General features: G+C 44.2%; 13 protein-coding genes. All 13 read right to left on the bottom strand.

What is annotated here, in order from left to right; translation table 11 throughout:
* Positions 1-2 precede the first annotated feature (2 nt).
* The gene (locus EV213_RS04290; protein ID WP_133579249.1) at positions 3-659 is read right to left on the bottom strand and encodes a thiamine diphosphokinase; all 657 of its coding nucleotides are present in this window, start codon (positions 657-659) and stop codon (positions 3-5) included.
* 93 nt (positions 660-752) lie between these two features.
* Positions 753-1,589, bottom strand: coding sequence for a carbohydrate ABC transporter permease (locus EV213_RS04285; protein WP_133579248.1), 837 nt, complete (start codon positions 1,587-1,589; stop codon positions 753-755).
* A 1-nt stretch (position 1,590) separates the two neighbouring features.
* Positions 1,591-2,487 carry a carbohydrate ABC transporter permease gene (locus EV213_RS04280; protein ID WP_133579247.1) on the bottom strand — a complete coding sequence of 299 codons (897 nt, stop codon included), beginning with the start codon at positions 2,485-2,487 and terminating at the stop codon, positions 1,591-1,593.
* A gap of 119 nt (positions 2,488-2,606) precedes the next feature.
* The gene (locus EV213_RS04275; RefSeq protein ID WP_133579246.1) at positions 2,607-3,905 is read right to left on the bottom strand and encodes an ABC transporter substrate-binding protein; all 1,299 of its coding nucleotides are present in this window, start codon (positions 3,903-3,905) and stop codon (positions 2,607-2,609) included.
* 112 nt (positions 3,906-4,017) lie between these two features.
* Positions 4,018-4,770: a response regulator transcription factor gene (locus tag EV213_RS04270; RefSeq protein WP_243739983.1), complete on the bottom strand. Its 753-nt coding sequence runs from the start codon at positions 4,768-4,770 to the stop codon at positions 4,018-4,020.
* Positions 4,754-6,502, bottom strand: a complete 1,749-nt coding sequence (locus tag EV213_RS04265) for a sensor histidine kinase (protein WP_133579245.1) — start codon at positions 6,500-6,502, stop codon at positions 4,754-4,756. The genes EV213_RS04270 and EV213_RS04265 overlap by 17 nt, the downstream gene beginning before the upstream one ends.
* Before the next feature lie 250 nt (positions 6,503-6,752).
* Complete coding sequence (gene rpe, locus EV213_RS04260; RefSeq protein WP_133579244.1) at positions 6,753-7,412, bottom strand: ribulose-phosphate 3-epimerase; 660 nt, start codon at positions 7,410-7,412, stop codon at positions 6,753-6,755.
* Between the two features lie 7 nt (positions 7,413-7,419).
* Positions 7,420-8,298, bottom strand: coding sequence for a ribosome small subunit-dependent GTPase A (rsgA, locus tag EV213_RS04255; protein WP_133579243.1), 879 nt, complete (start codon positions 8,296-8,298; stop codon positions 7,420-7,422).
* A gap of 9 nt (positions 8,299-8,307) precedes the next feature.
* The gene (pknB, locus tag EV213_RS04250) at positions 8,308-10,386 is read right to left on the bottom strand and encodes a Stk1 family PASTA domain-containing Ser/Thr kinase (protein ID WP_133579242.1); all 2,079 of its coding nucleotides are present in this window, start codon (positions 10,384-10,386) and stop codon (positions 8,308-8,310) included.
* A complete protein-coding gene (locus EV213_RS04245) occupies positions 10,383-11,141 on the bottom strand; it encodes a Stp1/IreP family PP2C-type Ser/Thr phosphatase (protein ID WP_133579241.1) in 759 nt (252 codons plus the stop codon). The genes pknB and EV213_RS04245 overlap by 4 nt, the downstream gene beginning before the upstream one ends.
* An 8-nt stretch (positions 11,142-11,149) precedes the next feature.
* A complete protein-coding gene (rlmN, locus tag EV213_RS04240) occupies positions 11,150-12,250 on the bottom strand; it encodes a dual-specificity RNA methyltransferase RlmN (RefSeq protein WP_133579240.1) in 1,101 nt (366 codons plus the stop codon).
* Complete coding sequence (gene rsmB / locus EV213_RS04235; RefSeq protein WP_133579239.1) at positions 12,246-13,589, bottom strand: 16S rRNA (cytosine(967)-C(5))-methyltransferase RsmB; 1,344 nt, start codon at positions 13,587-13,589, stop codon at positions 12,246-12,248. Before rsmB ends, rlmN begins: the two co-directional genes overlap by 5 nt.
* Entirely contained in the window at positions 13,586-14,539 is a 954-nt protein-coding gene (fmt, locus tag EV213_RS04230; RefSeq protein WP_133579238.1) for a methionyl-tRNA formyltransferase, read from the bottom strand. Before fmt ends, rsmB begins: the two co-directional genes overlap by 4 nt.
* Positions 14,540-14,608: the final 69 nt, after the last annotated feature.

The following is a 14,608-nucleotide window of genomic DNA, read 5'->3' as shown; positions in this document are numbered from 1 at the left end:
ACCTATTCTTTTTCATTTCTGTCTCGACTTCGTATCATAAGTAGCCGCCCTGTACAAAAATCAAGCTGTGCCTGTTGTGCTGAAAATTCATTGCTCACGCAGCGCGTGCTGTTTCTCTCCAAGGTAAAGCTTTGCAATGGATATTTTACTCCCTTAAGCGTGAGACCTTCTACAGACGCTGTAACGGCGTGAAACGATAGGTACGTGTACAAAGAATTGTTTTGAAGGGTGTACGAACCGCTCGTATACATTGAAAGCTCATTCCAGCGATCAATTATAACGACATTGACCCCTGAATCAATAGCGCCTTCAAGCATACCGATGCTGCCTATAAAATGATCAAGCCTTCCACCTGTCGCCCCATAGATCTCCAATCGTGCTGGTTTTTGCGCGAGTGCCCATGTCACACAGAGGGCTAAATCGGTATCATTTTTTTCTTCTGGATAAAGATGTTTTGCGCCTGCATCGCTTGAACTGTTTAACCAGGCTTTCCCTTCTGGCGAGTCAAAATCGCCAAACACTGCAATTGGATCAATGCCCTCGTCTTGAAGAACAGCTGCACCACGATCTACGCCAATCCAATAGTTCCGGTTCTTCACGCATTCGTCGATAGGTACATTTTCCATTGGTCCGCCTGCCATGATACGCCATACACTCATTCTTATCACCTCTGTTGGTATTATCGCTAATTTTTCTCCATCCAACAAGAGGAACAAATTATACAGCCGGCAGGCGGAAAAAGCAGCAATTCATTACTTTAACCCGCTCGTGCTAATGCCCTCAACGATATAGCGTTGAAAAAGGAAGAAGATCAGAATGACCGGAATCAAGCTGACTACGGACATTGCAAACATTGCCCCCCAATTTGAAAGCGACTCATTGTCTAAGAACATTTTCAATGCCATTGAGACTGTGTATAGAGAAGGCTTATTTAAATACAACAACGGCCCAAGCAAGTCCTCCCAACGCCAATAGAATGAAAAGATAGCTGCCGTAGCCATGGCAGGTGTCACGAGTGGCATAATAATACGCACAAACAGCTTGAATTTACCACATCCATCCATCACTGCCGCTTCATCCAACTCTCCTGGAATCGTTCGGATGAACTGAATGATTAAAAAGATAAAAAATGGGTGACCAAAAAAGCTTGGGACAATAATCGGGTACATTGAATTTAACCAACCAAGCTTTGCAAAGAGAATATACTGCGGGACAAGGACAACATCGTTCGGAAGCATCAAAGTAAACATCATCACGATAAACCAAAAGCCTCTTCCTTTAAATTTCAAGCGAGCAAACCCAAAGGCGACGAGAGCAGAGGAAAACGTGGAGCCTATCGTTGAAATGATAACGATGATGAGTGAATTTTTAATAAACGTTGCAAAGGTAAAATCGCCTATGCCTTGCCACCCATCTGCGTAATTGCTCCAAATCCATGGATCTGGGATAAGCGACTCTGCCGTCACAAAAATATCAGTGCTTGGTTTAAAGGAACTCATGACAAGCCACAACACAGGATACAGCATCAGAAAAGCGCCGGCAGCAGCGACCAGATGATACATCCATTTTCTTGTGAGTTTTGTTTTCATATCATTTGCCCCCCTTTGTTTCATAATGAACCCAAAATTTGGAGGACATAAATAGAATCGCTGTAAAAATGCCTATGATGACGAGCATGACCCAGGCCATTGCTGAAGCATATCCCATATTAAAAAAAACAAAGCCTTGCCTAAATAGATAAAGGGAATACAAAAGCGTTCCGTCCATTGGGCCGCCTTCTCCTTTAGAAATAATGTACGCGGGAACAAACGTCATAAAAGCGCCGATGGTTTGCATGATCATATTAAACAGAATGACCGGCGTCAGCATTGGCATGGTGATCTTGAAAAAACGTTGAAAGGGATTGGCTCCATCAACATCTGCTGCTTCATACAATGCCACTGGGATGCCCTTTAAACCCGCAAGGAAAATGAGCATTGAAGAGCCGAATTGCCACACAGACAAGCTAATGAGCATGCTTAAAGCTGCATCTGGATCGCCAAACCAGGAGACGGACGGAATCCCCAAAAAGACCAACCATGAATTCACTACACCATCATCGCCAAACAAATTCCGCCACATAATGGATACAGCAACGCTACCACCGATAATCGAAGGCAAATAAAAAAGCGTACGATAAACGCCTATCGCTCTTGAGGTTGTATTCAAAAGCATCGCCACTGCAAGAGCAAAAGCGAGCCGTAAAGGAACACCTAAAAAGACATATAAAAAGGTCACTTCGATCGACTTCCAGTATTTAGGGTCATTCGTGAACATTTCGACGTAATTATCGATACCTACCCATGAAGGGGTCGATAAAAGGTCATAATCTGTAAAAGATAAATACAAAGACGCAAGGATTGGAATAAAAGTAAACGCTAAAAAGCCAAAAACAAAGGGTGAAATAAACGCATACCCTGTAAGATTTTGTGAAAGTGATGGTTTCATCAATGAACTTCCTTTCTTTCAGCGAGTGACGAACTGATCACTCCGGTGCATTTTGATGGACAAGCATTACTTGAAAAGCCATAGCTGAACAACTTCATCAGCTATGGCTCTGGCAACCCTTACTTTAAGATACCTTCCGCTTGAGACCTGAACTGCTTCGCGGCATCCTCAGCACTCATACGCCCAAATTCCATTTGTTCAGTTACATCTGCAAGTGATGCATACAACTCAGCAGCCCCGGGCGGATCAGGCGGGTCCATCGGAGAACTGTTGTCTTTCGCCCATGCCACATAGTCAAATACTTTTTGTTTTACTTCAGGTAGCTCAGGTTTGATCGCTTCAAGCACTTCTGTTGAAACAGGCACTCCACGATCCCCTAAGATGATTTTATTGGCTTCGATATTGTTGACCCAAAAATCGATAAACTTGGCGGCTTCCTCTTTGTGTGCTGAGCTCTCTGCAATTGAGAAATACATACTTGGCTTTAAATACAAGCCATCTTCACGATTAGGTCCAGGCATATGCTGCATGGCGAGTGGCTCATCAGACACCTCAGAAAGAGCGATAAACTGATTCGACCATTGCCAAATGCCAATCCCCTCGCCTTTGACGACAGGATTATCTCCATATCCCTTCAGTTGTGCTTTAAAATCCGGTGCAGGCGCAGCACCCTCAAGCACTAAATTTTGAAGCATGGAGAAAAAGTCAATGAAATGCTGATCATCGTCATAGCCTAGGGCCGTACCGTCTTCATTAAACAATGACTCCCCTTTTGTTCTTAGATAATACCCAAAAAACACTTCTGGTCTCATCCCGCCGTCAAAGAACAAGTCGTGTTCGGCGGCCTTGAGGGCAATTTCCTCGTAGTCGTCCCACGTCCAATCCTCTGGAAGCTCCTCCACGCCTATTTTCTTTAACGTCGCAGGATTGTACTGAAAATTCACTACATTCTCTCCAAGGTTAAACCCATACAGTTTATCGCCAACCTTACCACCTGAAATTGAATTTTCATTCATCGCTGATGTATCAATGATGTCTCCTGTATAAGCGGTTAAATCAGCAAGCTGGCCTTTTTCTCCATATTGGGCTAAGTACGATATATCCATTTGAATAATATCAGGAAGTTCATTGGCCGCTGCTTGTGGCGCGATTTTTTTCCAGTAGTCATCAAAGTTTGCATACTCAGGATTGATTTTTACATTTGGGTTTTCTTTTTCATACATTTCAATGACTTCTAGTGTATAGTCATGACGAGTTTGTTCACCCCACCACGCAAATCGGAGTTCTACCTGCTCCCCATTACTGTCAGCGCTTTCATTTTCACCATTTGAGCCTCCCGAAGGTGCACCTGAGTCCCCACATGCAGTCAAGAACAACAGACCTAAGGAAAGTGCGGCACCCATCCACTTATGCTTCATACGCATCCCCTTTTCTTTATGTTTTTAGCTTTCCTAACAAACCAAGTGTACATGTATGCGCTTACGTTCGGAATTAAAAAATCCGTGATTTTCCATCAAATATCAGTGTTGTTTACGAATGAGCATGCGTTTTTTTATACTCTGTCGGTGTATAACCTGTTTCTCTTTTGAACACTTGACTGAGGTAATGGGGGTTGTCACCAAAACCACATGCATCGGCAAGCTCTGTGATACGGGCGTGCGCATCCGTGGCTAATGACACTTTCACCTTTTCAATACGAACGCGGGTGACATAAGCTGAAAACCGCTCCGCTTTCTTTTGTTTAAACAATTTTCCGAGGTAGTCTGCATTCATATGCAAATGATGCGTGGCAATCCATTGCAGTGTTAATTCAGGGTTTCCGAAATGCGCATGAACAAGTTGCTCTATCTTTTTCACAGGACACTGCGTTTCAGATCTAATTGGCTTTGAAAGCTCTTGCTCCTCTCTCGATTTTGTAAGCTCACTTAGCGCTTTCAGAATGGTCGTTTCATTGCAAGGTTTTAGAAGATAGTGTCGTATACCGTAAGTCATTGCCTGTCTCGCATAGTCAAAATCTCGAAAGCCAGACAATAAGACGAAATCGATCGCTGGCCATTGCTGCTTGACGCTTTTTACTAGTTCTAGACCATCCATGACAGGCATGCGAATATCCGCAACAATAATTTCCGGCTCAACGTCAGGAATTTTTTCAATGGCCTCTGCCCCATGTCTTGCCGTCGCAACTAAGCTTGTACCTGCTTCGTTCCATTTGACCAACTTAGCGATGCCTTCAAGAATGATTCGTTCATCATCAACGAGCATGACTTTACACATTGACCTCATCTTCAAGCCTCCTCATCGGAAGAATTATTTTTATTTCCGCGCCTTCCACTCGCTTTCCTATTCGTATACCGTACTCAGGGCCAAACAACAATTGAATTCTTTCATCGATATTGGCGAGTCCAATCCCCGTCCCTTTAGGTGTCACTTCGCCTCGTTGAATGGCCTCCATTAAATTGATAGGCACACCCGGACCATTATCAATAACGGAAATGAAAATTGAGTCATTTCGTTCTTCGGCTCTCACTTGAATCGTACACTCCGCCATCGACTGCTCCAACACATGAATCACAGCATTTTCAACGAGAGGCTGAATAGAAAGCTTTGGCACAAAGGCGTTCAAACAGCGGTCATCTATCTCGAAATAAAAGGACAAACGTTCCTCAAAGCGCATGGATTGAATATTCATATAGTGCGAAACCGTTTCCATTTCATCCCGAAGCGACACAAGCGCTTCATCCATCTGCATCGCATTGCGAAGAAGAAACCCCAACGATTCAACCATACTTGATATTTGCTTTTGTCCAGAGAGCTTTGCCGACCAATTAATTGCCTGCAGTGTATTGTTCATAAAGTGTGGGTTAATCTGTGCTTGCAAGGCTTTGTATTGACTTTCTTTGATTGAAAGTTGTTTTGAATAGTTGTCGGCGAGTAAGGTTTTTATTTTCATTCCCATCACCTGAAATTCTTTGTGCAATTGACCAATTTCATCGTTCGGGTAAATATGAACATCGCCCTTAAATGAACCTTGCTGTAGATGCTTCATTTGCGATAGCAGTTGCTCGATAGGATTTGTCATTTTATTTGAAAACCAATGTAGAATCGAAAGCATAAGCAAAAAAAGCAGTACAAATAAGAAAAAGACGAGATTTTTCACCTGCTGAATACGTTCGAAGATGGAATCGTAGGATGTCAAAATATAATAATGCCAGCCAAAATCCTTTGAGGTGTATTTCGTAACAAAGTACTTCTCTTCCTCACGCTTTACTATGGCGTACCCTTTTGTAGCAAGAAGTGCCTCTTCAATTTCGTGCTCAAGCTCCTGTGAAACATCTGAATAAAGAGTATTCTGTCCTCGAATATAAAAATTCGTTTCTTGGCTACCTAAAATTAACTTTGCCTCCTGAACCATCTGATCTAAATTCACATGCATCGCTAGTGTGCCAAGTGGAGATAAAGACAAATGGCGATACGAGCGAATTTGTCTGGCGAGTGTAATGCCATCATGATCATTGAGTAGTGGCAACCATACACTGCTTCCTCCAGCCTGTTCAGCCTTTGCTGCGACAATGGAATACTCAAGAGGAGTGAGTGAGATAGGATTCATTCCGACGCTGTATTCGGTTCCAAAACGATCATAGACATAAATATACGGACTGTACTGACGATAGTCTCCAAGGTCTAACATACGGACTCGAAGTTGTTCAGCCATAACGTACTGCTCATAGCGTGATTCCCCCTCCTCGACCTCAAACAGCAATTCCTGAATATACGGATCTGTAATCAAATTAAAGGAGAGATCATCTAATGACCTTAATTCATTTTCAATTTGAAGCGTCATCATTCGTAGCACCTTGGAGGATTCTTGGTGCATTTTTTCATCGTATTCCTTAAATACGAAATTTTGTAAACTCCACGTTGACCATGCAACGATGAGCAAAAGCATGACAAATAAAAACAAGAGCTTTTTTCGAATGGGCCATGAAAGAAAAAAATGCAAAGGATTTGAAGTCACCAAACGATTCACCTACAATTATTATGTCTGTTTATTTTTGATTCTCCTTTGTTTTATTTTGGTAAATTTTGATTATACGCATTTTTTCTATTTTTTGCAAGATCATCTTCTTTTTTTTCGCAAAAAAAAAAGCTCCAAATAGGAGCTTTAAGCAATTGAACTAACGTTAAATAAGTACTCATTTGACAATAAGGATTGCCTAGCTTGATAACCTGGTCCCTTACCTGTTTTTGAACGCTGAATAGAACCTCTACTTACTACCTGCAGCGAGGCGCAATTCCTCCACCGCTTTTTTTCGATCGCTGCTTTGAAAGATCGCTGAGCCTGCAACAAAGACATTGGCACCTGCTGCCGCACAGTCTGCAATGGTTTCTTTTGTAATACCGCCGTCGACCTCAATTTCGATTTGGCGATTTGCACGTGTGGCTAAGTCATTGGCTTGTGCAATTTTTTTCACGGTTTCTCGAATTAACGACTGCCCGCCAAACCCTGGGTTGATCGTCATAATTAAGAGCAAATCAATATCCTGAATAATGGCATCAAGTGTATGCACTGGCGTTGCTGGATTAATCGCAACACCAGCTTTGCAGCCAGCGTTCTTGATTTGCTGTAGCGCTGAATGTAAATGGTTCGTTGCCTCTTGGTGGATCGTAATGATATCGGCGCCTGCGGTCGCATACGCATCAATATATCTTTCAGGGGCATCAATCATTAAATGGACATCAATTGGAATAGAGATGCTTGGTGCGATGGATTGTAGGACAGGCAGACCAAACGAAATGTTTGGTACAAATGCGCCATCCATCACATCAAAATGGATGTAGTCGGCACCTGCTGCTTCGACGTCCTTCAACTCGTTTTTCAACTGGCCAAAGTCGGCTGCTAAAATGGATGGGGCAATTTTGTTCATAGGTTTGTTAATACCTCTCTTTACGATCCTTAATCTCTTCAAAAAATTGCTGGTAGTGCTTGTAGCGAAAGTCAGCAATGTCTCCATGTTCCACTGCGGCTTTCACAGCACATTTTGGTTCTTTCATATGTGTGCAGCCTCTAAATCGGCAATCCGCCATGATAGGATGAAAATCAATAAAGTATTGACTAAGCTCCTCCGCGGAGGCGATCGCATCAAAATCCAAGGAACTAAACCCAGGGGTGTCTGCAATCCAACCACCACCAACTGGCAACAACTCCACATGACGTGTCGTATGCTTTCCTCGTCCTAAGGAGCGGGAAATTTCGTCGGTTTTCAAAGAAAGCTCTGGGGCAACTGCATTCAATAATGAAGACTTCCCAACGCCTGATTGCCCCGCAACAACACTGATCTTGTCTTGAATAAGTGGAAGGAAATGGTCAAGTCCGTTTTTCGTTTCCGCGGATGTCCACATCACCTGGTACCCCATTTGTTCATAGACGTTAACTTGATTCTTTAGCGGGGCAATATCTTCTTCATTTGGCAAATCTGTTTTACTTACACAAATGATTGGTTCAATATCATAGGCCTCAATAACAACTAAAAATCGATCAAGCAAAGTAGTTTGAAAATCGGGCTGACGTGCTGAAAACACAAGCAGGGCTTGGTCAATGTTAGCGATTGGCGGACGAACAAGAGCATTTTTCCTCGGTTTAATCTCAAGAACCATTTCGTCGACAGGCGCAAAAACAACTTGATCGCCAACGAGGGGAGATTCTCCGGTCTTTCGAAACAACCCTCTGGCTTTACATTGATAAACCTGCGTATCTGTTTGCACGTAGTAAAACCCACTCAATGCTTTAATTATTTTTCCTTCCGTTGTCATGAAAGCCTCCTAATTGGTTAACTCATCATAAGTAACCGTTCCAGTATCGACCGCTTCGCCATCGAGCGTTATTCTGTACTCTGCGCTCTCGTTGTAGGCTAGCGTCACCTCAAACTGGATATCCGTTGTTTCTGTAATTTCTTGTTCGACGATCGCTTGCGTAAGATTGTTGCTCAGATCATTGACATAGACTCGCACGACGGCGGTCTCATTTTGACTGTCAAAAAATCCGTTTCCGTTATTTCCATTGTTTCCGTTGTTTCCGTTGTTGCCATTACCGTTTCCGTTTCCGTTGTTGCCACGGTTCCCTGGACCATTGTCAGGTTCAAATACAACAGTGACGGTTTTAGTTCCAGTCACTGGTGGCGGTCCTTTTGACAATGTGACTGAGATCGGATCACCATTTTGCATTGTCGTGTTTGCTGGTGGGTTTTGACTTTTCACATGACCTGCTGGAATCTCCTGATCGAATTCTTGTTCATTTGCAATCGAAAGTTTTAAGTTGTGTTCTTCTGCGTAGGCTTTAACTTCTTCCTCAGACATCCCTCTCATATCCTGCAGCAATAACTCTGGTCCACGACTCACTTCTAAAGTGACGGTTGTCTCTTCTGGAACAACCATCGTATCCACAGCTGGAAACTGTTCAACAACGAGTCCTTGCGGTTGCTCAGAATCAACCTCATACATTTTTACAGTGTAGCCTTTTAGCTCCAACTCTCTCTTCGCATCGTCACCTGAGCGTTGTACGTAGTTGTCAAAAGCAACCCTTTCCTGACCTGTGCTCACCTCAAGTGTAATTTCAGAACCGTCCTTTACCATATCTCCTGCTTCAGGCTGTGTTCCAATTGCATGCCCTTCGTCAACATCGTTGCTCGACGTCTCTTTAATCGTCACTTGAAAATTCTCTTTGGCTAACGTCACTTGCGCTTCAACTTGAGAAAGGCCAGCGACTTCTGGCACCTCCACCTCATCAGGCATCATTAACGAAGGGAGCCATAGGAGAGCAGCGGCAAAAACGCCACCTAGAAACACAAAGATAAGCAGTCCCCAGAGAAGGATCTTTGACCAATTCTTTTTTTTCTTTTTATCGACCTTGGCATTGTTTTGCTCAGACGACTTTGGTTTTTTCGACTCATTCTCACTGCTATTCAAAGCAGGGTGTGTTTTCGTATCTGCCACGGTTTCATGAAAAGATTTAGGAAGGACAGGAACAGCTTTCGTTTTCTCATCCTCGTCATTTGGCGGTATATACTTGTCTTCATGCAGACGATCCGCATCAAGCACCGACATTAAGTCCGTGTGCATTGCTTCAACAGACGTGTAGCGGTGCAGTGGGTCTTTTGCACATGATTTTAAGAGTACGTTTTCGACGCTTTGCGGAAGGTCCGGTTTCAATTGTTGAATCGGTGGCAGTTCATTTTGTAGATGCTTTAAGGCAATCGATACGGCTGTTTCGCCTGTGTAAGGAGCCTTGCCGCTGATCATTTCATACATCACAATGCCAAGTGAATAAATATCCGATTTTTTATTTGCCATGCCCCCACGTGCCTGCTCGGGCGATAAATAATGGACGGAACCAAGCAACGAGTTCGTTTGTGTCATTGTCGTTGAGCTTAAGGCAACGGCAATGCCAAAGTCCGTCACTTTCGCGTCTCCCTGTTCATCGATAAGCACATTTTGTGGCTTAATGTCACGATGAATAATTTGGTTTTCGTGCGCTTGCGTAATCGCTGATGTCAGTTGAAGCATAATATCGACAACGACATCGACAGAGAGTGTTTCATTGTGTTGAATATATTGCTTTAACGTCTGCCCTTTCACATATTCCATCACCATGTAATACGTGTCTTCCTGTTCACCAATATCATAGATGTCGACGATGTTTGGATGGGAAAGGCTTGTGGCTGCTCTTGCTTCACGTCGGAACCGTTTAATAAACTCGTCATCCTTAGAGAATTCAGGCTTTAAGACTTTCACAGCCACTTCACGATCTAAAATCATGTCCTTTGCGAGGTAGACGTTCGCCATCCCTCCGCCACCAATATAATCAAGAATCTGATAGCGGCCGTCTAAATGATCACCTATCATCCCATGACTCGCCTGCCTTCTTCACACGGTTCGTTGTAAACGAGAGCTACGGATATATTGTCCTCGCCACCAGCAAGGTTTGCTGCTGCGATCATGGCTTCTGCTTTTTGGTCTAAGCCCTTTTCCTCTGAAAGAAGCGAATCCAGCTCCTGATCCGTCACTTTATTTGATAAACCATCTGAACAAAGCAAGACATACTCCCCTTGCTCCCATTCAAACGATTGCACATCAGGTAAGACGTTTTCATCCGTCCCCAATGCTCTTAAAATTATATTTTTTCGAGGGTGATACTCTGCGGCTTCCTTCGATAATTCACCAGAACGCACAAGTTCATTGACGAGCGTATGATCGTCAGTAACTTGCCTGAATAACGACTGCCGCTTCACGTAACCACGACTGTCCCCTATATGGGCTAACGTCACATAGGTCGGGGTACAAATGGCGCTTATCAATGTGGTCCCCATGCCATTGCATTCCTTATGGGTTTGCGCATAGGCATGCATTTTCACGTTCACCTTTTGTACCGTTTCTTGAATCCACGCTTCTGTTACTGTAGGACTCCCGAAAACGGGACGTTCCTGCCATTGCAGCATAAGCTCTTCAACTGCCATGGCGCTGGCCACATCTCCTGCACGATGACCGCCCATACCATCAGCAACAATCGCGAAACATTCAGTGTCGTTGCCTTCAATGGCCACACTGTCCTCGTTGTGCTCGCGGACAATCCCTACATTTGTACTGTAGAATGTTTTCATGACCGTCTTCACCTCGTCTCTTCTTTCCGCTCCTTCGCCCTTAACTGGCCACAAGCAGCTTCAATATCGTGTCCTTGTTCACGTCGGACCGTCACATTTACCCCTTTTTTCTTTAAGGTAGCTACAAATGCTTGAATTTTTTCCGGTGGTGTTCTGACATAATCACGTTCAGGCACATGATTGACCGGAATGAGGTTCACATGGCATTTTAATGAACGGATCAGTTTCGCGAGCTTCAACGCGTGGTCAACGGAATCGTTAACACCTCCGAATAGTCCATACTCAAAGGTAATTCGACGACCCGTTTTGGTTGTATAGTACTCAATGGACTCCATCAACCTATCGAGAGGATACGCCTTTGCAATCGGCATTAACTGCTCACGCAATTCCTGTGTCGGTGAGTGCAAAGATAGCGCAAAATTAATTTGCAAAGCTTCATCTGCAAATTTATAGATTTTCGGTACAATTCCACTAGTTGACACGGTAATATGTCTTGCTCCAATATGCAGCGCTTTTTCGTGATTAATGATTTTCAAGAATGCCATCATCTCATCGTAATTATCAAACGGTTCGCCAATGCCCATAATAACGACATGGCCAACACGCGCCTCAATGTCATCCAGAACTTGCTGTACTTTTACGACCTGAGCGACAATTTCACCTGCTTCTAAATGGCGTTTTAAACCACCTAACGTTGACGCACAAAAAGAACAGCCGATGCGACAACCGACCTGGGTCGTCACACAAACAGAGTAGCCATAATCATGTTTCATTAGCACGGTTTCAATGGAATACCCGTCCGTAAGCTCAAACAAGAATTTCATCGTGCCATCTTTCGCTTTTTGCTGCACAATCGTGTTTAACGTTGTAAAGTCGAAAGACGACTCTAGCAAGGACCGCAACGACTTAGGTAAATTTGTCATGTCTTCAAAAGCGAATACTCGCTTTACATAGAGCCATTCAAAAATTTGATCAGCACGAAAGGCAGGTTCTCCATTGTCTTTCAACCACTGCTTCATATCATCGTGCTGAAGACTATAGATGGAAGGAAGCTGATCAATAGGTTTCATATAAGGTTTTTGCTTTTGTTGCTGCACTGTCATTTTAATGCACCTTCTTTTTTTGTAATGCTGTCACATAAAATCCATCTGAATTCGCCATATGTGGCAAAAGTTGCACGTCACCGTTTTCCGTCCACGCCTCTGCTGGGATCGTTTTGGGCATACGCTCCTTCAGGGATGGATCACGTTCAAAATCATTTTGCTCTGAGAGAAACAACGTGATGACATCCGCGTTTTCAGCCGCATCAATTGTACAAGTGGAATACACAAGCCGTCCACCAGGTTTTAATAGCGGAGCAACAGCTCGTAAAATGTCCTGTTGAACTGTGGCTAAGCGCGTAATGTCTTCTTCCTGCTTTGCCCATTTAATATCTGGCTTACGGCGTATAACACCAAGTCCACTACACGGCGCATCGACAAGAATATGATCAAAACTTTCAGGAGCAAACACTTCGCTTGCCTTCCGAACATCAAGCGTCTGTGTATGGATAGATGCAAGGTCAAGCCGCTTTGCCTGTTGTTCAATGAGCTTTGTTTTATGGGCATGCAGATCAAGAGCATCAATTCGACCCGAGTCCTTCATCAATTCTGCCAAATGCGTCGTTTTTCCTCCTGGCGCTGCGCATGCATCAAGGATTTGCTGGTTGGATGTCGCCCCTACTGCATGGCCAACGAGCATAGAGCTCTCATCCTGTACCGTCACGTCCCCTTCATGATAAGCGGGCAGCCTCGCGATATTGCCTTTATAGAACACAGCTTCAGGAGCGAGAGTTCCTTTTTCAAAAGCCTCTTCTTCGGACGCAAGTAAAAATTCATCTCTCGTCCACTTATTCGTGTTCACTCTACCTACTGACGGCGGTGGTGTCATATTAATTTCTAACATACGCTCCGTCGCTTCTAAACCGAACTGTTTGAGCCATCGGTTGACAAGCCAACGCGGATGACTGTACTGCACGGACAAGCGCTCGCCAAGGTCTTCTATACGACTCGGATCTGGCCAACCTTCGCGCTGTGCTGAACGCAGGACCGCATTGACAAAACCTGAAATGCCTTTATGACCTCGCTTCTTAGCAATCGTGACGGCTTCATTTAGAATCGCATGGTCTGGAATACGATCAAGTAGAATCATCTGATAAGCTGACACCCTCAAAAGGTGACGCACCCATGGCATCAACTTCTTCTTTTTAATGAAAGGAGCAAGACTATAATCCAGCAGTAGCTCATTTTGCACAGTGCCATACACTAGTTCAGTTAACAACCCCGAATCACGCTCAGGCAACCGTGCCTTTTCAATCGCGTTGTGCAACGCTAGATTACTATACGACTTTGATTTATCAATATCTTCTAAGAGCTGAATGCTCAGCTCACGTACGCTTAATTGCTTCAATGAGAACCTCCTAATACAACGCCTGGAGTCAAAGGGCTGGCTTGGCCACGGGCAAAATCAGCCGCGGGCATCCGCTTTTTCCCCGCAGGTTGAATGTCTGTGACGACAAGTACACTTTGCTGACCACACGCCACAGACACACCATGCTTATCTACGGAAAGGATCGTACCGGGCGGTTGATCGGTTGTCATTTCAATTGATTCGCCCCACCAAATTTTCATCACTTGGTCTTTTATTTCCGTAAAAGCGACTGGCCATGGATGGAGTCCTCGTATATGTGCTGCTACTTTGTGGTTAGGCTGTGACCAATCAATGATTTCTTGGTCGCGTGTAATGTTAGAAGCAAATGTCGCCTTCGTACTGTCTTGAGGCGTCGCTACCACTTTGTTTTCCAATAGATCCGGAAGCACACGCAGCAGTAAATCCGCTCCAAGCACACTTAGCTTTTCATGAAGTGACCCTACATGATCCTCTGTCGTAATCGGCAGAGCTGATTGTGCAATGACCGGTCCAGCATCTAGTTTTTCCGCCATATACATGATCGATATTCCTGTTTCTTTTTTTTCTTGCATGATGGCGTAATGGATCGGTGCACCACCTCGAAGCTCTGGAAGTAATGAGGCATGCACGTTGACACATTTCGCTGGCGGGGCATCCAAAATCGCCTTTGGCACAAGCTGTCCATACGCAGCCGTCACAATCAAATCCGGTCTGAGATCCAACACTTGTTGAATTCCTTCTGCGGTATTTAACCGTTCAGGCTGAAGCACAGGAAGGGCATGCTTCTCGGCTTCTTCCTTTACAGGCGATGGGGTGAGCACGCGTTTTCTGCCCTTTGGCCGATCAGGCTGCGTGACTACGCCAACAACAGTAATCTCCTGGAACTGAAGCAATCTCTGCAAGATCGGTACGGAGAAGGCTGGCGTCCCCATAAATACGATTCGTTTCATTCTATCACCTATTTTACGGATATTGTCCTCATTTTCACATCGATGTTCACCATACTATACGACCATCCA

The sequence above is a fragment of the Aureibacillus halotolerans genome (assembly GCF_004363045.1).
Lineage (GTDB): Bacteria > Bacillota > Bacilli > Bacillales > DSM-28697 > Aureibacillus > Aureibacillus halotolerans.
The sequence above is the reverse complement of the archived record's forward strand: the minus strand, read 5'-3'. Positions and strand labels throughout refer to the sequence as shown.